Genomic DNA, 21,239 nt, shown 5'->3' with positions numbered 1-21,239 from the left:
TCAATGCAAAAATCGACCAATTCCCTTTATTTATTGCGATTAACAGTGGTGGCCACACTTGGGGGGCTGCTTTTTGGCTATGACACGGCCGTAATTTCAGGAACAGTCAGTTCTTTGGATAGTTTTTTCGTAATGCCATTTGGGTTGGATGAAATGAGCGCAAATGCCCGATTAGGATTAGTTGTTTCCAGTGCTTTGATCGGTTGTGTGATTGGGGGTATTTTAGGAGGTATCGTAAGCAAAAAACTAGGACGTAGAAACGGACTGATTTTGGCGGCTATTTTGTTCCTGCTATCCGCAATGGGATCGGCAATGCCGGAAATCTTTTTAAAACCAATCGGCGAAGCCGACCATACCTTTATCTACATCTTTATTGTTTATAGGATTATTGGTGGTATTGGGGTAGGGTTGGCATCAATGTTATCCCCTTTGTATATTGCCGAAATATCACCGGCAAAGATTAGGGGCAAGTTGGTGTCTATGAACCAGTTCGCCATCATTTTTGGTATGCTGGTGGTCTATTTCGTGAATTATTATATTTCTTTGCAAGGCGATGATACATGGTTGAATTTGGTCGGATGGCGATGGATGTTCGCCTCGGAAGTTATACCCGCATTCTTGTTTTTGGTAATGTTGCTATTTGTACCTGATACCCCAAGGTCCTTGGTATTAAAATCGAAACCGGAAAAGGCCCTAGCCGTTTTAACCAGGGTCAACAACCCTGAAAATGCAAAGAAGATCTTGCTAGAGATTCAGAGTACTGTGACAAGTCATTCGGGTAAGCTATTCTCGTTCGGTATTGGCGTTGTAGTAATTGGGGTGCTGCTTTCCGTATTCCAACAATTTGTGGGTATTAATGTGGTATTGTATTATGCCCCTGAAATATTTAAGAGCATGGGGGCCGGAACCGATGTGGCGCTATTGCAGACTATTATCGTTGGTTCGGTAAACCTGATTTTCACGGTATTGGCCATAATGACAGTGGATAAATTTGGAAGAAAGCCCCTGATGATCATCGGGGCTATGGGGATGGCTTTATCCATGTTCGCCTTGGGAACCTCTTTCTTTATGGAAGCCATAGGTATAGGGGCACTGGTTTTCATGCTGTGTTATGTGGCTAGTTTTGCCATGAGTTGGGGACCGGTAACCTGGGTATTGTTATCAGAAATATTCCCAAACAAAATTAGGGGAAAGGCTATGGCCATTGCTGTAGCCGCCCAATGGATATCAAATTACCTAGTGTCTTGGACGTTTCCTTTAATGGATAAAAACAGCTACTTGTTGGAGCAATTCAATCATGGTTTCTCGTATTGGATCTATGGCATCATGGGCTTACTGGCCGCATTCTTGGTCTGGAAATTTGTTCCCGAAACAAAAGGGAAAACATTGGAGGAAATGGAAAGGATGTGGAAGAAGCATTAATTGATATTGAACTATTCAAAAATCAAGGACCATGACAAAACTAACCCTGAAAGATATCGCCAAACATTTTTCGGTTTCAGTTTCCACGGTATCAAAGTCCTTGCATGATAGTCATGAGATTAGTGATGGTTTAAAATCGAAGATTCGAAAGTATGCCAAAGCGAACCACTATAAACCAAACAAGATTGCCCAGAATTTAGTGAATAGGAGTACAAAGACCATTGGGGTCATAATTCCCAACATCCTGAATTATTTTTTTGTACAAGTGCTTTATGGTATCGAAAAGGTGGCCAATGAAAGGGGATACAGTATTATTAGTTGCATCAGTGACCATTCGCTTAAAAAAGAGGCAATGACCTTGGACTTGTTGAGTAGTGGGGCTGTTGACGGACTAATACTTTCTACTGTTGCCTCGGAAATGCAAACAAATAAGCATATAGGGAAAATTTTGGAAACTGTAGATAATCAAATTCCTTTGGTCATGTTCGATCGGGTATTGGATGCCATTGAATGTGATAAGGTGATCGTTGATGATTTTCAGGCCGGATACAAGGCTACCAAGTATTTGCTGGATACCGGTTGTACGAACATTGCTATAATTTCCCCAATCCATAGTACTAAGATAGGTCGGTTACGTGTAGATGGTTATAAGCAGGCTTTAAGCGAAAAGGGATTCGCCTTTGATGATAAATTGATAACCCCGATAGAACCCAAGGACGATTTGGAGTTTATTTTATCATTTATCCTGAATGACAAGAATATTGATGGTATTATGGCACTGGATGAAATAACCACAGTAAAGGCCATGGGTATTATTATGGCCAGAGGATACCATGTGCCGAATGATATTGCAATAATCGGATTTACAAATGGCCGATTGTCAAAATATGTTACTCCAGCGTTGACCATGGTTAGTCAGCATGGCTCTTATATTGGTGAAACATGCGCCAATCGATTGATCGATCGTATTGAAAATATCAGTTCTCCGGGGAATTTTGAGACCAAAGTTGTAAAAACCAGTCTTATCGTTAGGGAATCTACTAGGAAATTGCCAATGGTCTAACCCAATTTTTCCTGAACCACACCTTGCATAGAATCCGTTTCAATCTGGGCTTTCTGCTTACAATCAAATAGTCCTTAACAACAATTCAAATTCTGGAGTGCACAAGAAATGTTCGATATCAACTTGATATCATCGTTAAAAATAAGCTTGATTCCCTGAAAAACACAATCAAGATTCTCCTCGTCAAGAAGCAACTGGATGTTAATAAAGCTGTTTATTCTGTATTACCAATGCGTTGTAGCCTTGATATCCATGTTCCCTTTGAAACAATTGTGCTATTTCCACAACGGGGAAGGATATCCTCCCTTATCCGTGGTTTCCTGTAATTGTGATACCGCCATTTCCCGATCGCTGGCATAGGTGACACCAAACCATTTGCCGCCAGATGGAACCACTTTTACCATCACTTCATTGCGCTGTACCATTTCCTGAATTACAAACGGAATATAAATCTCTCCTTTTTCTAAATTCTCACCTTTTTGAAGGAATGATCTTAAATCCTTTTCTATTGCCTTGAAAATGGTAGGTCGGCAAATCCAATAGTTCATACTAACCAATTCATCACCTGTAAATTCGACGCCAGAATCCTGATCCACAACAACATTGCCCTTTTGTATAAGCTTAGTACGTTCAACAACGGATATCAAAGTGTTTTTATCATTGGCTTCGCAGACCCCTCGGGAAACGGATCCATGTTCTGAAAGTGTATCTTTTAAGGTATATCCAACAAGTCCGTAAGCATCTTTATATTTTTTGTCTTTTATGAAGTTGGCGGCATTCTTGAAGGCACCTTTACCATAATAATCATCCGCATTGATGACCACAAAAGGATTGTTTATTAAATTTCGTGCTGTCCAAACGGCATGTGCCGTTCCCCAAGGCTTTTGACGTTCCCCAGTATAGCTACATCCTTCAGGAATGTCCATTAATTCCTGGGCAATAACATCGAGCTTGATTTTTTTAGGTAATCTCGCCGATAAGTGATCTCTTAAAAAAGTAACATTATCCTTCTTAGTAATAGCAACAACATGGTCAAAATCATTTTCCAAGGCATCAAATATGCTGAATTCCATTAAAAATTCCTCGTTTGGACCTAAGCCATCAAACTGTTTTAATTTCCCATATCGGCTTCCGCTTCCAGCGGCCATTAATAGTAATGTCATGTGTTTTGTCTTTTAAAGGGGCAAAAATAAGTCTTTTACGTCCAAAAATGGTTCGTTTTTCGATGTATCCCCGATTATTTGGATTTAACCCCGAAAGGTTTTGACGTTATTATAAATTGAGAACCTCAGTGTGATAATGAAATCCCATATGCTGAAAAAATAGATATTCCGGATCAAAGTGTTGGGAGTGCTTACCAATAACCTAAGTCGAAAATCTTCGAAAGGCAATATGGACCAATCCGAAGAACACTGGTTTTAACCCCTTTGGGCAATGTGATAATTGTCATGTTAATTTAGATCTTTGCATTGTATATTTGTAATTCTCAAATTATTTGCATGAGCCAGCTTATACAGAAATATAATATTCCGGGGCCAAGATATACAAGTTACCCGACGGTGCCTTATTGGAATATGGATACGTTTTCTGGTCAAGAATGGAAGAATACCCTGAAGAAAAGTTTCGATGAAAGCAATGCCAAAGAGGGCATAAGTCTATACATTCATTTGCCCTATTGTGAAAGCATGTGTACGTTTTGCGGATGTCATAAACGCATAACGAAACAACATGATGTGGAAACCCCGTATATCAGTTCCGTTCTAAAGGAATGGCGGTTGTATTGTGACCTTTTTGGTTCTAAGCCCATCATAAAAGAAATGCATTTGGGTGGGGGTACCCCTACTTTTTTCTCGCCCCAGAACTTGACGAGGCTAATTAACGGGATATTTAGATGGGCTGAAAAAGCCCCAGAATATGAGTTTAGTTTTGAAGGTCACCCCAATAATACCACAAAGGAACATTTACAGGCTTTATATGATGTTGGTTTTAGAAGGGTGAGTTATGGCGTTCAGGATTATAATGAAAAGGTTCAAAAGGCGATTCATAGGGTACAGCCTTACGAAAATGTAAAAACGGTAACCGAAGCTGCCAGGGAAATAGGTTATACTTCTGTTGGTCATGATTTAATTTTTGGTTTGCCCCACCAAACCCTGGAACATGTTAAAGAAACCATTCTAAAGACCAAGTCCTTGAGGCCCGATAGGTTGGCTTTTTACAGTTATGCCCATGTGCCTTGGTTAAAGGGTAACGGCCAACGTGGTTTTTTAGATGAAGACCTGCCTAGTGCCAAAGCAAAGAGGGCACAATATGAAGAGGGGAAAAAACTATTGTCGAAAGTCGGTTATGAAGAAATAGGAATGGATCACTTTGCTTTAAAAAGCGATAGTCTTTATCAATCCATGATTTCCGGCAAACTACATCGTAATTTTATGGGGTATACAGCCTCAAAAACTCAGGTTATGGTCGGGTTGGGGGCTTCGAGTATCAGTGATAGTTGGTACAGTTTTGCCCAAAATGTAAAAGGCTTGGAAGAATATAAACATTTAGTCGAAAACAATATCATCCCAATTTATAGAGGGCATATCTTAACACAGGAAGATCGGATCATTAGAAAACATATCTTGAATTTAATGTGCCGCTTTAAAACAAATTGGGACACAAAGGAAACCTACTTCCCTGAGATTCCTTCAGTGGTCGAAAGACTCAGAGAGATGGAACAGGACGGTTTGGTGGCGTTTGGAATAGATGAATTAAGGGTTACGGAAGAAGGCCAACCCTTTATTCGTAATATTTGTATGGCCTTTGACGTTCTATTACATAGAAAAGAGCCAGAGACTAGGTTGTTTTCGATGACGATTTAATTTTTGAACTTAGTTTTAAAACCTACATTATGAAAAAAATAGTAGTACCCGTAGATTTTTCGGAACAATCGGAATTTGCACTGAAAGTGGCTGCTTCTCTTGCGAAAAAACACAAATCGGAAATTTTGGTCCTTCATATGTTAGAGCTAAACCAGGCGATGGCCACTTCATCTGAAGGTTTTCATCCAGAACAGACCGTATTCTTGATAAAATTGGCTGAGAAAAGGTTTAAGGAATTTTTGAATAAGCCTTATCTCAATGGAGTTGAAATCACACCTATAATTAAACATTTTAAAGTGTTCAGTGAAGTTAATGACGTGGCGAAGAAAAACAATGCCGATATGATCGTCATGGGTTCGCATGGCACCGATGGATTAAAAGAGATATTTGTAGGGTCCAACGCAGAACGTGTGGTGCGTAATGCAGATATACCCGTACTTGTTATCAAAAAAGAGCATACAGACTTTAAGGTAGAGAAATTTTTGTTTGCAAGCGGCTTTAAGGAAGAGAGCATTGAAGCCTTTCGAAAAGCGAAACAATTTGCAGCCATGCTTTCAGCGGAATTGAAGCTCGTTTATATCAATACACCTGGTGATGATTTTCTTAGCACAAGTGATATCCAAGAAAGGATTTCCAAGTTTTTGAAAAAAGCGGGTGTTGATACCAAAGTCAATATTTACAATGATTATAGCGTGGAAAAAGGTATTCTGAATTATGGGGATAAGATTGGTGCGGATATCATAGGCATTTCCACACACGGAAGAAAAGGCTTATCGCACTTCTTCATGGGAAGTATCGGCGAGGATATTGCCAATCATTCCAATGTACCAGTAGTGACCTTTAGGATATAGTCGATATTTTTATATTAAATTGATCTTTAAAAAAGGGGAACCGAGTTTTCGGTTCCCCTTTTTTAGATTTTTCTCATGGTATCAGGATTCCATAGAACTGGTTTTTTTTGATAGTAACTTTCATTGGCCAACAATGCGGCGCCAGCAGCCCTCAGTCCAAATGTTGGATCCTCGATTACCTTTTTATCATTGCGTATACTCTGGAAAAAATTATAAAAATGGTCGTAATGACCTCCTTTATATTCCTCAGGAGCTTCCCAGATTGTTTCCCCTGTAGAAAGGTTGGATTCCCTGGTTTCCAAGTTTTGAGCGGTATAACCCTGTCGTATTTTTTCTTGGGTAGCCTCAGTATAGGCAATCATTGAATATCCTCCTGGTATCATACCTAGTTTTGAGCGTTTCAATTTCACTGAATTTTGGCCAACCTCCATTTCACCCTCTGTGCCGATCAATTTAAAGCCTCCACCCCCACCGCTTCCTGCAATAAAATTGATGCGGAATGCTGCATTGAACGCTGCATGTGTATCCGTTTTGGGATAATCGTATAGTGTTATACTGACATCTGGCACATCCCTGCCATCTTTCCAGTATCGAAGTCCGCCAGTTGCCATTGCCTTGTTTGGTCCATTTGAGCTTATGATGTGGTTTAGGGTAGAAAAGGCATGTACAAAAAGGTCGCCTGCAACGCCGGTTCCATAGTCTCGGTAATTTCTCCATCTGAAAAAGCGCTTTAACTCGAAGGGTACTTTTGGTGCTCTTCCTAAAAAAGTATCAAAATCCACAGTATCAGGATTTGCATCGGGTGGAATTGGATACTGCCATGCCCCTTCTGCCGAATAGCGATCGTTGAAAAAATCGAGCATCACTATTTCACCTATAGCACCATCCTCATACAATTGTTTTGCTTTTTCATTTCCGAGCGAGGACATTCCCTGACTACCAACTTGACAAATTTTCCCTGTAGATTTTTGTGCGGAGATTATCTCATGGCCTTCCTCCCAATGTTGAACCATTGGTTTTTCACAATAGACCGCCTTTCCGGCGTTCATAGCCTCTATGGTTATTTTTTTATGCCAATGATCCGGTGTGGCAACGATGACGGCATCAATATCGTTTCTATCCAGCAATTGCCTATAATCCCTAGTTACGAAAATATCCTTTCCCCATAATTCCTTGGCGCGATCTAACCGGCCCGTATACAAATCGCAAACGGCCACCAGCTTTACTCCATTGACTTGCAGGGCCGAGGTAGTATCATAGATTCCTTGAATACCGCAACCGATTAAACCTAAATTTATCTGGTCGTTTTTGGAATAGTCTTCAAAGGTATAATCACGTGTAAGTGATATTTTTTGCTGGTAAGAAGAAGCCAATATATAAGGTGCTGAGGTAAATGCGGCTGAACCTAATGTTGCTTTTTTAAGGAATGATCTTCTGGTATTGTCCTTGCCCATGATTTTGAAGTTTTTTGGTGTATTAAATGAATAGAAAGTTACACCTTTTGCTTTTCTCGAGCAAGAATAAATGCTTAACTTAAAGGGGTAAAAATGATGTTTTGGCCTTTATCCCCTTTACCATATCATTTATGGTGTTGTTTTCCAGATTTTCAAGAAGATGGGTCCTATAAGAGGCTGCAAAATGATGTAATGGACATGGTTTATCGTTATTACAGTTTTGAATACTGAGTAAACAAGAGTTCAATCTATTTTCACCATCGATGACATTCACAATAGTGATGAGTGGCGTTTTCAGATTTTGTTCATTCAAATAAAAACCACCATTAGGCCCACGAACGGAAGATACGATATCATGCCTCGAAAGATCTTGAAGCAATTTGGAGATATAGGCTTGGGGAACATTTATCGGTTCACTGATATTCTTGGCCATAATCTTGTTTGATTCACTGGCATTTACGGCCAAATAAAGTACTGCCTTTAGTGCATATTTAGATGAATTGGAAAACATTAAGCATGTCGTATTTTATGTTGACAAATATTAAAAGATATTTTTATCCGAAATATGACAAATGTCATTTTTTGGGTATCTTTGACTATATATTTTTACCGTTTAATTTAACAAATCGAAAACAATGAAAATACCATTTAAAAGTACAATCCTTCTTTTATCATTACTAATGCTTAGTTGTGGCGGCAAAGAAGAAAAGAAGAAAGAAGGTTTTAGTGTAAAGCAACAAAAGACAACTACAGAAAAGGCAGTTGAAACCCCAGCGGTTTCAGGTGACAAAGCTTCTGAACGTGTCGATTTGACCACCAAAGGTGTAGGCCCTATAAAATCCTTGACCTTAGATGAAGCAATTGATGATGCCATGGCGGCCAAAGGCAAGGAGGTATATGACCAAATGTGTTTGGCATGCCATAGAATTGGAAAGAAATTCATTGGACCAGCTCCAAACGGTGTATTGGAAAGAAGAACACCTGAATGGGTGATGAATATGATCCTCAACCCGGAACAAATGGTTAAGGAAGATCCACTAGCCAAGGAGTTGTTAATTGAATTCAATGGTTCACCTATGGCCAATCAAGGCTTGACAGAAGAACAGGCACGTGCGGTTCTTGAATACTTTAGAACATTATAAACCTAATTTATATGAAAACAACAGCCAAATTTAGATTACTTCTTGGTTCGTTTTTAATGCTGATGATTTTTATCGGTTGTAAGAACGAAGCCAAAACCGAAACAACTTCATCTACTTCAGAGGCTACCACCGACGAAGCAAAAGAACAAGGACAGGCCTTTATCGAGGATGATGGGTCAACACCCAATGTACTACAGATTGCAATAGGTTCTCCAGACCACACCACATTGGTGGCAGCAGTTCAGGCAGCCGATTTGGAGAACGCCTTGGTAAATGCAGGTCCATTAATGGTTTTCGCCCCTACAAATGCTGCTTTTGATGCATTACCCGAAGGGACTGTGGAGAATTTATTGAAACCAGAAAATAAGGACGCATTGGCCAATATTCTCAAGTATCATGTGACAGCCGGTAATTATAGCAAGGATTTCTTGATGAAGTTCAAGAAATTGGGACAGGCCAATGACCAAAATGTCATGATTGAAGTAAAAGGCGATGATGTCTATGTCGGTGGCGCTAAAATTATTGGAAGTGTAAAAGCAGGTAATGGTATCGTACATGTGGTAGATAAGGTAATGCTACCCCCATCGGAAGAATAATTCAACTCAAATAAATAATAAAACACATACAATGAAAAAAATCAAATATTCTATGTTAACCCTATTGGGTCTGGCATTGGTCTTCGCAAGTTGTGGCGATCAAGGCAAGAGCTCATCAAATGGGGCGTTGTCTTCAAGTGCAGCCGAAAAAGTTTATGTAGCACCAGGCGAACAAGATGACTACTATGCCTTCCTATCAGGGGGATATAGCGGCAACTTAACGGTATACGGATTGCCCTCAGGGCGAATGTTCAAGGAAATTCCTGTATTCTCACAGTTCCCAACATCGGGATACGGGTATTCGGAAGAAACCAAGCCTATGTTGAACACATCGTTCGGATTTGTTCCTTGGGATGATTCCCACCACCCCGATATTTCACAGACAAGTGGTGAACTCGATGGAAGGTGGATATTTATAAACGGAAACAATACCCCGCGTATTGCCAGAATAAGCCTTACTTCTTTTGAGACTGAAGAAATCATTGAAGTGCCCAATAGTGCGGGTAACCATAGTTCTTCTTTCATCACTGAAAACACCGAGTACGTAGTCGCAGGTACCCGTTTTGCGGTTCCTGTTCCACAAAGGGATATGTCTATTAAAGAGTACAAGGGAAATTTCAAGGGCGCTTTGTCATTTATCAGCGTAAATCCTGAAGATGGCCGAATGGATCTTAAATTCCAATTGTTGATGCCTGGATTCAATTATGATCTTTCGCATCCCGGTAGGGGAAAATCGCACGGATGGTTTTTCTTCACCACCTATAATACCGAAGAGGCCAATTCCTTGTTAGAGGTGAATGCCTCACAGAACGATAAGGATTTTATCGCTGCCATTAATTGGAAAAAAATAGAGGAATACGTAAACAATGGTGGTGGCACTAAAATGCCTGCCAATTACGCGCATAATGTATATGACGAGCATACCCATACAGCTACGTCTACCATGAAAAAAGAGGTGTTGACCGTAGATCCAACCCAGGTGCCAGGCGCAGTTTATTTCTTGCCAACGCCTAAATCACCACATGGTTGTGATGTGGATCCCACAGGGCAGTATATCGTTGGGAACGGAAAACTATCCGCGGATCTTACCGTACACTCTTTTGACAAGATGTTGGCCGCAATCGAAGGGGAGAAGTTTGATGGTGAAGCCTATGGTATCCCAATTTTAAAGTTCGAAGATGTTTTGGCCGGTCAGGTCAAGAGTGGTGGCCTTGGACCACTGCATACAGAATTCGATGATAAGGGAAATGCCTATACAACCTTCTTTATTTCTTCGGAAGTCGTTAAATGGAAAGTAGGTACCTGGGAAGTTATCGACAGAAAACCAACCTATTACTCTGTTGGTCATTTGATGATCCCTGGTGGTAACTCGAGAAAACCTTTCGGAAAATATGTGGTAGCCATGAATAAGATTACCAAAGACAGGTATCTGCCAACAGGTCCTGAAATGGAACACTCGGCACAATTATATGATATTTCCGGTGAAAAAATGGAGCTATTATACGATTTCCCAACACACGGGGAACCACACTATGCGGCGGGTTGTCCTGCCGAATTGTTGGCACCAAAATCACAGAAAATCTACCGATTGGATGAAAATAAGCACCCATATGCTGCTTTAGGCACTAACGATACACGTGTAGAGCGAAAAGGAAATGAAGTACATGTTTATATGTCGATGATACGGAGTCACTTTACCCCTGATAACATTGAAGGTGTAAAAGTGGGTGATAAGGTGTATTTCCATATCACCAACCATGAGCAAGATTTTGATGTACCCCACGGGTTCGCGATGATAGGTCAGAATACCTCAGAATTATTAATAATGCCAGGACAGACCAAAACATCGGTATGGGAGCCAAAAACTCCTGGAGTATGGCCGTTCTATTGTACTGACTTCTGCTCGGCTTTACATCAAGAAATGCAGGGTTATGTTAGGGTGTCACCTGCAAATTCGAACATTGAACTTTCGTGGTCTTTGGGCGATTAATTTACACCTGGATATATTATTTTATTTCAATTCACATTATAGCGGGCTGAGTCTTTGACCGGCCCGCTTTTTTCAAAAATCCCAGCAACCTTTCAACAGCCAAACACGATTTGTAAACCATCAAAAAGTATAAATGATGAAAAAAGCAAGTATTTTAATGATTATTGGCCCATTATTCCTGTTAGGATTGTATATGTTCCCTTTATGGAATATCATGTTAGGTGCACCTCAATATCCAGAACCACTGGGTATGAATATCCATATCGATGGTATCCAGGGAGTCAGTGAGTTCGATATACAGAATATCGATGGGCTTAACCACTATATCGGGATGCGCCATTTACCAAAACCGGAGGATATGTGGGAGTTTAGCACCTTTCCGTTGGTCATAGGTGGAATGGTAGCCTTGGGCGTATTGATCGGTCTTTTGGGATTTTTTGGAAAAGTCAGTTACAAATGGTTTTTGGGATGGTTTGTTCTCATGAGTGTTTTGGGCGTCTTGGGTATGTACGATTTTAATGCATGGATGGTAGATTATGGTACCAACCTAGATCCAAATGCCATAATGAAACTCACCAATCCGGATGGATCACCCATGTCCTATAAGCCTCCGCTTTTTGGTCATGCGAAAATGCTTAATTTTGATGTCACATCCCTTCCGCACACTGGTGGTTACTTGATGTTCGTAGGTATGATGTTGACGGTCGTTGCGTTTTTTGTGGGCAAAAAAGCTTCGCAAGCTATAAATTAAGTCAAATGATAAATAGATTCATTTTTGTGACCTTAGCTATTTTGCTGTTGGTTTCCTGTGAGGTTAGTCCAAAACCGATTGATTATGGCTCTGATGGCTGTCATTTTTGCTCCATGACCATTGTTGATCGGCAGCATGCAGCGGAAATAGTAACAAAAAAAGGCAAGGCCTATAAATTTGATGCGGTAGAATGTATGATGAATCACCTAAAGGATATCGATATTAACACCGTCGGACTTTTTTTGGTCAATGATTATTTAACACCGGGTGAATTGATCGATGCCAAAGAATCAACCTTCTTAATTAGCAAGGCAATCCCTAGTCCTATGGGTGAATACCTATCGGCTTTTCGTTCAAGGGATGTGGCGGAGCAGATTGAAGCTGAAAATAAAGGGGAATTGTATTCTTGGGACGAGTTGCTCACAAGATTCAAAGTGCAATAATTGGAATCGTTTTAATGGTTAATAGTATAGGGCCTTTCAATGCCCCCGTAATTCTGTTAACCATTTTTTATTGATTAAAGCCATAGTATGGAAATGTGTCGGATAAACAATCAGATTACAGATCGGAATTTCAGTTTTCCGAAAGCGCAGGAGCACTTTATCTTTGAGAATGAAAATTTAATATTTTGGATCATACGCTAATGGGTAGATTTCAGCTATTGTGGGTTTTACTGTTATTCGTGGGTACCTCACTTTGGGGCAAAACCATTGAGGTTTGCGCTTCGTGCGAGGTAAAGTCCATAACCAAGGGCGTAGTCCTTGCCGCGGACTACGATACCTTGCTCATTAAAAAAGGAACCTACAAGGAATTCAATATTCTTATTGATAAACCCTTGACCTTATTGGGCGAAAATTATCCCATAATCGATGGGGAAGAACAAGGCGAGATCATACGTATTGTTTCCGACAACGTTACGTTAGACGGACTTTTTATAATCAATGTTGGCACCAGTTATACCTCGGATTATGCAGCCATTCGGGTGGTTAGAAGCAAAAATTTCCTCATTCAGAATGTGGTTTTGGAAAAGTTGTTTTTCGGTATTTATCTAGAAAAATCGAATCATGGTAAAGTGTATCACAACAAGATTATCGGCGATGCCGTGGACGAATACAATTCGGGCAACGGAATCCAATTATGGTATTCCCATAATATTGAAGTAGACCATAATATAGTACAGGGCGTACGCGATGGTATTTATTTGGAGTTTTCAGACCATATTACCATCAATAATAATGAGAGTACGAATAATCTGAGATATGGCCTGCATTTTATGTTTTCAAACGATGATGTATACACTAATAATACCTTCGAACGCAATGGTGCAGGAGTTGCAGTCATGTTTTCAAAGCGTATTAAAATGGTGGGCAATACCTTTAGGCAGAATTGGGGAACGGCCGCCTTTGGGATGTTGCTAAAAGAAATTAACGATGCCGAGATTGTGGGAAATACCTTTGAGGAAAACACCATTGGGATCAATATCGAAGGATCTAACCGTATTGTATATAAAAACAATAATTTTGTGAACAATGGATGGGCGGTAAAAGTTTTAGGGGCTTGTTATACCAATTCTTTTATCAATAATAATTTTCTTTATAACTCCTTCGACATTTCATATAATAGTAAGTTGAACGACAACAAATTCGAAAAGAATTATTGGAGCAATTATACAGGATATGATTTGGATAAGGATGGAATAGGGGATGTGCCCTACCGACCGGTTAAATTGTTTTCGTACATAGTGAACCGAACCCCTGAGACCATTGTTTTATTGAGAAGTCTATTTATGGATATCATTGATTTTTCCGAGAAGGTTTCCCCGGTTTTCACTCCGGACGACCTGTTGGATGATATGCCCTTAATGAAAAGAACAAGATGATAGAAGTAGATAACCTACATAAGAAATTTGGCAAGAACCAAGTGCTGTCCCAACTCGATCTTCGTATCGAAGCTGGGGGTATTTTTGCCGTGCTGGGCCCCAATGGTTCGGGAAAAACAACACTGATCAAAAGTATTTTGGGAATGGTCGTGCCCAATAAGGGGAGTATTTCGGTCCTTGGAAAATCGATAAGGAACAATTGGAAATACCGTCAGGAAATCGATTATTTACCCCAAATTGCGAACTTTCCGGGCAATCTAAAAGTGAAGGAATTAATACGTATGATTAAAGACCTTCGCCAAAAGGCTAGTAACGAGCATGAATTGATCAGACTTTTTATGCTTGAACCATTTTTGGACAAAAAACTTGGAACACTTTCAGGAGGCACCAAACAGAAGGTCAATATCGTTTTGACATTTATGTTCGATAGCCCCTTGATCATTCTCGACGAACCTACAACCGGATTGGATCCTGCATCCTTGATTAAACTAAAGGAGTTGCTTTTAAAAGAAAAGAACAACGGTAAAACGATATTGATTACAACCCATATTATGCAGTTTGTTGAAGAAATGGCGGATGGGATCGTATACCTTTTAGAAGGAAAAATATATTTTAAAGGCACGATAAAAGAATTAATGGCCAAGACCGAACAAAACGATTTTGAACACGCCATTGCGGCGATATCTACCTATACGACGGATGCTTAAGATACTAAAATACAGTTTTTATGATTTAATGCGAAGTCGCTGGAGTTACGTGTACTTCCTGTTTTACCTGGCATTGGGTTTTGTGCTCCTCTTCTTGAACAACGACCTTTCAAAAGCGGTAATTACGCTGATGAATGTTATTATTGTGTTGGTACCCTTGATTAGCACGATTTTCGGAGTCATGTATTTTTACAATTCCAGAGAATTTACTGAATTGCTTTTGGCACAGCCTTTAAAACGTACATCAATATTCTTGGGACAATATTTTGGTGTGGCAAGTTCTTTGACCCTCAGTTTGATCTTGGGCTTAGGGATTCCCTTTGTCCTTTACGGACTTTTTCGCAGCGAGGCCATTTGGGATTTTTCATTACTACTGATTACGGGGGCATTTTTAACCTTGATTTTCACGGTATTGGCTTTTATCATTGCCTTAGCCAATGAAAATAGAATCAAAGGTTTTGGCTATGCCGTTTTATTGTGGTTGTTTCTGGCGGTCATTTATGATGGATTGTTTTTATTGTCATTAATATTATTTGAAGAGTATCCCTTGGATAACTATTCATTAGTGGCTATCACCTTGAATCCTATTGATCTATCGCGTACATTGATTTTACTAAAATTGGATATATCGGCGTTATTGGGATATACAGGTGCTGTGTTTAAATCCTATTTTGGGACAAGAATGGGATTGTTCATCTCGATTGGAATGCTGCTGCTATGGACAATACTCCCAATATGGCGATTGGCCTATATGTCTAAAAGAAAGGATTTTTAGAATAAATTCGCTTCAATGGGAAGCTATTGCGCTAAATGAATCTGAAAACCCATATAAATATAGCACTAGGTTACTTTGTGGTGGCCGCATTTCTTGGAGTGCTATTGCGGTCTTTCCATTCCCTTGAAATCCCCATTAACTACAAATTCATCGTGCATGGGCATTCCCATATAGCCTTATTGGGTTGGGTCTATATGGGATTGACCACTTTATTGTACAAGTTGTTTTTAGCGAAAGAGGATCTCGAATTAAAATATCGTCGCATATTCTGGTTCACCCAAGTATCATTGGTAGGCATGTTAGTGACATTTCCTTTTCAAGGGTATGCCTTGTTTTCTATTATTTTTTCTACACTGTTCCTTTTTGCCTCCTATTGGTTTTTTTGGTTTTTCAAAAAATATACGAAACCAGGGGTCATGAAAAGTTATGCCTACAAATGCATCAATGCTGCATTGTGGTATATGGTAATTTCAAGTCTGGGCCCTTGGGTTTTGGGGGCAATAATGAAAATGCTCGGTCCGGAATCGATCTGGTATAGATTGGCTATTTATTTCTACCTGCATTTTCAATATAATGGCTGGATGATTATGGCGCTACTGGGGCTATTTTTATATGTACTTGAAAAACATCATATCAACATACCAAAAAGGATTTTTAAGCTTTTCTTCTTGAGTATTAATGGGGGCATTATAATGACTTTTTTTCTGTCTACCTTATGGATACGACCTTCATTGTTTCTTAACTTTTTAGGAGGTGTTGGGGCACTGCTACAACTATTTGCTTTGATTGTTCTTATGAAATTCGTTAAACGCCACATAAATGATTCTGGGTTTTCTGGATTCCAACTCCAAATACTTAAAATAGTTACCTTGTTACTGTTCGTTAAAATGGGATTGCAATTATTGACCAGTTTGCCCTATTTTGCGAAGTTAGCCTCGACAATTTTAGATTTTACCATAGGGTATTTGCACTTGACCTTTTTAGGTGTGGTCACCTTGGGCCTGTTCTTGTTTCTCGATTATTTTGAATTACTTAAAATATCTAAAACATCGTTTATCCTTTACCTCATAGGTTTTGTTTTTACTGAGGCCATGATTTTTTATAGGGGTCTGGCGGCTTGGTGGCATTTCGGTATTTTTGAGGGTTATTTCGAAGGCTTGGCGCTTGGTAGTTTACTGATTTTGGTAAGTTTGGTCTCCATGTTTAAACCGAAATCGGGATAGGGGCATCAACCGCAGCACCAATGTAAAATTCGAAATTCTGGATAAAACGTATCCTTTATTTTTCGCTAATTAATCTTCTGGGTATCGATTTCTTGCATCAGACGATGGGTTTCGGTCAGGGCCATAATGATTTTTTGATAGTAAGGTATGTCGTCATTATCTAAGGTTCTGCCCTTACGGTCCTTTAGCCATTTTTGTGCAGGTTGGCAGCCCCCCATATAGAATTCCCAAGCCGTTTGGGGTACATTGTCGAAATACTGGGTCTTGTTGATCCAGACTTTGCCAAGAATTGAGGTCTCGACGGAGCTTGTCTTGAGCGCTGACGAAAGGCTCGACCCGACATTGGGTTCAAAACCAGGACTGGTCTTGGTCAGCTTTCGGATAATCCTATTATCCCCTTCAATGGGGTAGTTGGTGTTATATTCCTTCACTTTTGGCGATTCCAAAAGGTGCAATTGTCGTAGTTCGCTACCAAGCCCTACATGGTTCCAAAAATGATTTGGGTTTTTGGGGTAGGGGACTTTGGAAAAATCAAAGCTCGGAAACTCCTTATATGTTTCTGTGTGGCATGGCGAATGTAAGGTTGCATAGATGTAGTCGAGCAAGTCTAACGGTATGAAGCTTACTTTATAGTCATCTCGAACTTCAGGACTGTTGACCATGCATACATTGCCTTTATAATCATTATCGCGCATAAAGGTCAAACCTAAGTCTTGAATTCTTTTAAGGATTTGTAAAGGCTCACTCTCGTGATCGATAGGTATATTATTGTACCATTTATTTAATTCTTCCAAATGTTTTGCCAATATCATATGTAAAAGCTTATAAGTTCCTATGGAAAGACTCTTCTAAGTTATGGCTATTCATTTTTTGCCTCCCGGATGTTAAGGTTGATTATTGCTTTTTTCTATAAATTCCGGACAATCCAATCGGATATCCCGATTCAATAATTCCTTTTCCAGTAGGTTACAGTAATCCGCGGTGGCGGTTTTTTCATGAAACTTACATCCATAGCAGTTACGTTGTACTGTCAGTATACCGTTTCGGTTCAGTTTATAGATCAATTCGCTCAAGGTTTTGAATACACTTTCCAGGTCGGTGGTCCCAAAACTGTCTAGGTGATTTTTTAAGGGATCGGCAAAGTCGTCGGTTTCTGATATCATTTTATGACCCAGAGGGGACAATCCAATGGAGTAACTCCGACTGTCGGAAGAGGAGAAGTCTTTTACAATCATTCCCTTCTTGTCTAAAACCTTGACGGCATCGCTTACAGTTGGTTTTGTGACGTTGAATTCTTTGGCCAGATGGCTTACATTGCACAACTCTTGCTTGTGAAAAGCAATAAAAATCAGTAGTTGGATCTGAATAGGGCTTAACCCTACCACCTTTGCTTTATCCCAAAGTAACGTTTTGAATACTTCCGAAATCCGTTCTAAACCTGCAACGATTTTAGAGGAAATATCCCGTTCTTGTTGTTCTGGATTGAATATACTTTTTTTCGTCATAAAAAAACCTGCCGGTATTTGTCCGACAGGTAAAGTTAGTCATCCTTATTAATTTAGTCACAGTTTTCCATCTCGATAATAGCGTAGCCTTTTTTGTCAATTGCTTCCGTAAGTTCTTCGGAAGTATCCTCAATATGGCAAAAGCGACATTCTTTCGTAGTCAACGCATGATTTTCAATGGATTTGTTTTTCAAATATTCATTGCCGAAACCGAACACGATCTTCGGTTCTTTCAAATTGATCGGCACGAGAATATCGAAATGCATTCTGCGCCCATCTTTTCTTTGTACATAAGTATCCCAAAACGAAACTTTCATTAATTACCCTTTTACGTCGACCATAGAGGCACCGAAATTAATATGAAGGGTATTGCCGTTCGGGGTCACTAAGGCGGGAACCGATTTTACCCCTGCCTTTTCCGCTTCGGGGATTCTTGATCTGTTTTCTCCGATATTAACCACTTCCACATTTTTAGAACCGACCAAATTAACGATATCGTGCTCTGCGCTTACGCATACTGGACACCCTGCGTGATAAAAGATAGATTTTTTCATTTGCCTTGTTTTTAAGTTTTGCAATAGTGCGATATAAATATAGTAAGGAATCCTAACAATACAAATTAATTAACATAATTATTTTGCATAAGGCCATAGTAGTTGCAAAGGGCTCAACTATATTAATGCGGCTTGACTTTTGGATAACACGGTATATTTTGTGGATAGATAAATGGATTTCTTAATCCAGCACCACCTTCTCAATTCTTTTAATCCCGTTCCTATTCATAATAACACGGTAACGGCTGAACTCAATCCCTTCTTCGGTATAGTATTTTTGAATAATGTTAATATTATAGACCTTATTGGCTGCCTTCATATAAACCTCACCCTTTTTCACTAAAATGTAGTCTTTTTTTGGGTCGTCCATATATTGAATGAATCGGTGGAAATTAAGGCGGGTAATATCGGTTAGGCCCAAAATATTTTCATCGGAAAGGTCATTACCGAATTTTTTAGGGTAGATGGTGACTTTCTTTTTATATTCTATTATTTGCTCATTCAAAGATCTTTCGGAAATTCCTATGACCATATCTTTTTGTCGGTGCTTCTTAACTTTTGGGCCTAGATTTTTTAAGGATACAAATGAAAACTTCTCTTTTATCACCCCAATCTTATTATTTAACGCATTAGTGACCTTTATTTTGTAATCGTAAAAAAAGCTATTTGATTTACTCACGAATAGTTGACTTACTGATCCTTTTATACGATCTTTAAGCATATAGCCAACCACCAAAGCAATAAAGAAAGGCATGGTAAAATTACCATAAACCTGTTGATAATAGAACGCAACGGCGGTTGAGAATACCATGGCCAATCCCGCGGCCAATGCCAAAACCGTTTGTTCGAAAGCAGCCCCATCTTTACGTATGTCCTGGTACAAAAAGAAAACGCTTTCAATATATTTTTTTAACCTGTTTCTTTTATAGAGCAAGTCCTCAGGATTTACATTTTTATCTTTGGGGGAAACGTAATTTTTCTGCTTTTTATATTTTTGCTCAGATTCAATAAGGGCAACGATCAATTCGAGGGAATTTGCCCCGATTTTCCTATTTTTAAAACTATTGAACAGTTGCATGAGTTCTAACTCGATTACATTGCTCATATGCTCATCTGCATAAAACACGACATTCTTATGAATGTCTTTAAAGGATGATTCTTTAATTACCGAAGCAATGGCTCTGAATTCAGACAAAATCAGTTTTATTTTTCCTAAAAAATCTATGACATCATTATTGGAAATTTCTTTTCTTTTAATCAAGGAATCAGTTTCCTCCCGAAGCAAACTACTAAACGTAGCTGCAAACATTTTAACCTGGTTCTTAAAACGGGAAAGGTTTTGATCAGATTTAGTTTTAAGAACTATTTTGGCATTCTTAGTTAGGTTAGTAAGCAAATTACCCTCCCCATGACTTAATTCACTTAACGTATAATTTGGCGTATCATACTTTAAAAAAAGCCTTACATCGTTATAAAACTTTGTAGCGGGGTATGTTTTCCCATTAACGTTCAGACTATCGGGAAGAAACAGATAGGTAAGTGTGGTATATCTTGATTTCTTCCTTTTGGAAATCGTATCATAGGTTACATCTATGATGACCGAAAATTTATCGTGTATTTCTATTTTGCTTTTAATCAAAATATTCCTTTTATAGTATCTTTCCTCCCGTTCCGATATTTGGGTTTTGACACGGGTATTCCCATAATCGAATGCTTCTGTTAAGGTGGCACTAATGGGTGGTTTGTCAACACCCTTATGGGATGCGTATAAGAACAGAAGTTTAAGGCTTTGATTAATGAAAGTTACGCAAAAGTAGCAACTAAGATCTGGGTTTTATCTTGAAAACCATATTGTTCAATTTTTCATTGACCGGAATCTGACAGGCTAATCGACTTTTAGACGAGGTGCCATCGATTACCAAAAGGGTTTGCCTTTCATCTTTGTCGATAGTTTGTGTTAGGTGGCCTTCCAGGATCTCTATGTGGCAAGTCCCGCACCATGCCCTACCTTTACAATCACCCCATTCTTCGACATACTTGTCAAAAAGGAGTTCCATAAGGCTATGATATTCATTGACTTTAAAATCAGCTTTACATAAATCGCCAAATTCATTGAAATAGGTAAAGCTGTAATTCATATGGGTTGGCACTGTAGTATAAAGATGTAAAGGAATTAAGTCAAATCAAAAACATGGTGATCACTAGGCTACTAAACAAAACACTTATGATAAGCAGGTTAAAAGTGCGCTTTGGTTTCAATTGGGCTAAAATGGCTGCATTAAAAGCCATGCAAAGAATAGTCACAAAAAAAAGAAGTACCAATAATGGAATTTTGGATAAATCGCTCATTAAAATCATCATCGCAGCCGCAGAAACGATACAACTTTGCCCGATGATAGCAATGGCCGAATAACCCATTTGTCCCTTAGTGAACTCCTCCAGTAGAGTGTTATAAAGTTTCATGTC

The 21,239-nt window shown here is 39.3% G+C and carries 23 protein-coding genes; 13 read left to right on the top strand and 10 right to left on the bottom strand.

Features of this window, described 5'->3' with window-relative positions:
* Positions 1-3: 3 nt before the first annotated feature.
* Both xylE and HPE63_RS05755 read left to right on the top strand, forming a co-directional pair.
* On the top strand, positions 4-1,422 hold the full coding sequence (xylE, locus tag HPE63_RS05760; RefSeq protein ID WP_188313308.1) for a D-xylose transporter XylE: 1,419 nt from the start codon (positions 4-6) through the stop codon (positions 1,420-1,422).
* Positions 1,423-1,453: 31 nt separating this feature from the next.
* A complete protein-coding gene (locus HPE63_RS05755) occupies positions 1,454-2,485 on the top strand; it encodes a LacI family DNA-binding transcriptional regulator (protein ID WP_188313307.1) in 1,032 nt (343 codons plus the stop codon).
* Positions 2,486-2,760: 275 nt separating this feature from the next.
* Here the strand turns inward: HPE63_RS05755 and HPE63_RS05750 are convergent, their stop codons facing one another.
* Positions 2,761-3,648: a sugar phosphate nucleotidyltransferase gene (locus HPE63_RS05750; protein WP_223198066.1), complete on the bottom strand. Its 888-nt coding sequence runs from the start codon at positions 3,646-3,648 to the stop codon at positions 2,761-2,763.
* Between the two features lie 336 nt (positions 3,649-3,984).
* Here HPE63_RS05750 and hemN point away from each other — a divergent pair, with 336 nt between their 5' ends.
* Together hemN and HPE63_RS05740 are read left to right on the top strand one after the other, a co-directional pair.
* Positions 3,985-5,346, top strand: coding sequence for an oxygen-independent coproporphyrinogen III oxidase (gene hemN / locus HPE63_RS05745; protein ID WP_188313306.1), 1,362 nt, complete (start codon positions 3,985-3,987; stop codon positions 5,344-5,346).
* Between the two features lie 29 nt (positions 5,347-5,375).
* Positions 5,376-6,197, top strand: coding sequence for a universal stress protein (locus HPE63_RS05740; protein ID WP_188313305.1), 822 nt, complete (start codon positions 5,376-5,378; stop codon positions 6,195-6,197).
* A 62-nt stretch (positions 6,198-6,259) separates the two neighbouring features.
* Here HPE63_RS05740 and HPE63_RS05735 read toward each other — a convergent pair whose 3' ends face one another.
* Together HPE63_RS05735 and HPE63_RS05730 are read right to left on the bottom strand one after the other, a co-directional pair.
* Positions 6,260-7,651 carry a Gfo/Idh/MocA family protein gene (locus tag HPE63_RS05735; RefSeq protein WP_188313304.1) on the bottom strand — a complete coding sequence of 464 codons (1,392 nt, stop codon included), beginning with the start codon at positions 7,649-7,651 and terminating at the stop codon, positions 6,260-6,262.
* 79 nt (positions 7,652-7,730) lie between these two features.
* Positions 7,731-8,162 carry an RrF2 family transcriptional regulator gene (locus tag HPE63_RS05730; RefSeq protein WP_188313303.1) on the bottom strand — a complete coding sequence of 144 codons (432 nt, stop codon included), beginning with the start codon at positions 8,160-8,162 and terminating at the stop codon, positions 7,731-7,733.
* Between the two features lie 124 nt (positions 8,163-8,286).
* On the opposite strand from HPE63_RS05730, the gene HPE63_RS05725 reads away from it, so the two are divergent.
* The 9 genes from HPE63_RS05725 to HPE63_RS05685 all read left to right on the top strand — a co-directional run bounded on the left by HPE63_RS05725 (position 8,287) and on the right by HPE63_RS05685 (position 16,714).
* On the top strand, positions 8,287-8,793 hold the full coding sequence (locus tag HPE63_RS05725) for a c-type cytochrome (RefSeq protein WP_188313302.1): 507 nt from the start codon (positions 8,287-8,289) through the stop codon (positions 8,791-8,793).
* A gap of 11 nt (positions 8,794-8,804) precedes the next feature.
* Positions 8,805-9,389, top strand: coding sequence for a fasciclin domain-containing protein (locus HPE63_RS05720; RefSeq protein ID WP_188313301.1), 585 nt, complete (start codon positions 8,805-8,807; stop codon positions 9,387-9,389).
* 31 nt (positions 9,390-9,420) lie between these two features.
* Complete coding sequence (gene nosZ / locus HPE63_RS05715; protein ID WP_188313300.1) at positions 9,421-11,379, top strand: Sec-dependent nitrous-oxide reductase; 1,959 nt, start codon at positions 9,421-9,423, stop codon at positions 11,377-11,379.
* A gap of 136 nt (positions 11,380-11,515) precedes the next feature.
* Complete coding sequence (locus HPE63_RS05710; RefSeq protein ID WP_188313744.1) at positions 11,516-12,130, top strand: hypothetical protein; 615 nt, start codon at positions 11,516-11,518, stop codon at positions 12,128-12,130.
* A gap of 5 nt (positions 12,131-12,135) precedes the next feature.
* A complete protein-coding gene (locus HPE63_RS05705) occupies positions 12,136-12,573 on the top strand; it encodes a nitrous oxide reductase accessory protein NosL (RefSeq protein ID WP_188313299.1) in 438 nt (145 codons plus the stop codon).
* Positions 12,574-12,773: 200 nt separating this feature from the next.
* The gene (locus tag HPE63_RS05700) at positions 12,774-14,009 is read left to right on the top strand and encodes a nitrous oxide reductase family maturation protein NosD (protein WP_188313298.1); all 1,236 of its coding nucleotides are present in this window, start codon (positions 12,774-12,776) and stop codon (positions 14,007-14,009) included.
* On the top strand, positions 14,006-14,716 hold the full coding sequence (locus HPE63_RS05695) for an ABC transporter ATP-binding protein (RefSeq protein ID WP_188313297.1): 711 nt from the start codon (positions 14,006-14,008) through the stop codon (positions 14,714-14,716). Before HPE63_RS05700 ends, HPE63_RS05695 begins: the two co-directional genes overlap by 4 nt.
* On the top strand, positions 14,709-15,491 hold the full coding sequence (locus HPE63_RS05690; protein WP_188313296.1) for an ABC transporter permease: 783 nt from the start codon (positions 14,709-14,711) through the stop codon (positions 15,489-15,491). The genes HPE63_RS05695 and HPE63_RS05690 overlap by 8 nt, the downstream gene beginning before the upstream one ends.
* Positions 15,492-15,526: 35 nt before the next feature.
* Positions 15,527-16,714 (top strand): hypothetical protein, encoded by a 1,188-nt coding sequence (locus HPE63_RS05685; protein WP_188313295.1) that lies wholly within the window; start codon positions 15,527-15,529, stop codon positions 16,712-16,714.
* A 65-nt stretch (positions 16,715-16,779) separates the two neighbouring features.
* On the opposite strand, the gene HPE63_RS05680 is transcribed toward HPE63_RS05685, so the two are convergent.
* From HPE63_RS05680 to HPE63_RS05650, 7 genes are all read right to left on the bottom strand, one after another.
* The gene (locus HPE63_RS05680; protein ID WP_188313294.1) at positions 16,780-17,526 is read right to left on the bottom strand and encodes a type ISP restriction/modification enzyme; all 747 of its coding nucleotides are present in this window, start codon (positions 17,524-17,526) and stop codon (positions 16,780-16,782) included.
* Between the two features lie 72 nt (positions 17,527-17,598).
* Positions 17,599-18,219, bottom strand: a complete 621-nt coding sequence (locus tag HPE63_RS05675) for a MarR family transcriptional regulator (RefSeq protein WP_188313293.1) — start codon at positions 18,217-18,219, stop codon at positions 17,599-17,601.
* Positions 18,220-18,272: 53 nt separating this feature from the next.
* Positions 18,273-18,536, bottom strand: a complete 264-nt coding sequence (locus HPE63_RS05670) for a DUF2024 family protein (protein WP_188313292.1) — start codon at positions 18,534-18,536, stop codon at positions 18,273-18,275.
* Between the two features lie 3 nt (positions 18,537-18,539).
* Complete coding sequence (locus HPE63_RS05665; RefSeq protein WP_188313291.1) at positions 18,540-18,773, bottom strand: thioredoxin family protein; 234 nt, start codon at positions 18,771-18,773, stop codon at positions 18,540-18,542.
* A 181-nt stretch (positions 18,774-18,954) separates the two neighbouring features.
* On the bottom strand, positions 18,955-20,412 hold the full coding sequence (locus HPE63_RS05660; RefSeq protein WP_188313290.1) for a hypothetical protein: 1,458 nt from the start codon (positions 20,410-20,412) through the stop codon (positions 18,955-18,957).
* A 181-nt stretch (positions 20,413-20,593) separates the two neighbouring features.
* Entirely contained in the window at positions 20,594-20,911 is a 318-nt protein-coding gene (locus HPE63_RS05655; RefSeq protein ID WP_188313289.1) for a 2Fe-2S iron-sulfur cluster-binding protein, read from the bottom strand.
* 40 nt (positions 20,912-20,951) lie between these two features.
* On the bottom strand, positions 20,952-21,236 hold the full coding sequence (locus HPE63_RS05650; RefSeq protein ID WP_188313288.1) for a hypothetical protein: 285 nt from the start codon (positions 21,234-21,236) through the stop codon (positions 20,952-20,954).
* Positions 21,237-21,239: the final 3 nt, after the last annotated feature.

Source organism: Maribacter arenosus (genome assembly GCF_014610845.1).
GTDB classification, from domain to species: Bacteria; Bacteroidota; Bacteroidia; order Flavobacteriales; family Flavobacteriaceae; genus Maribacter_A; species Maribacter_A arenosus.
This window is presented reverse-complemented; position numbering and strand designations above follow the sequence as displayed.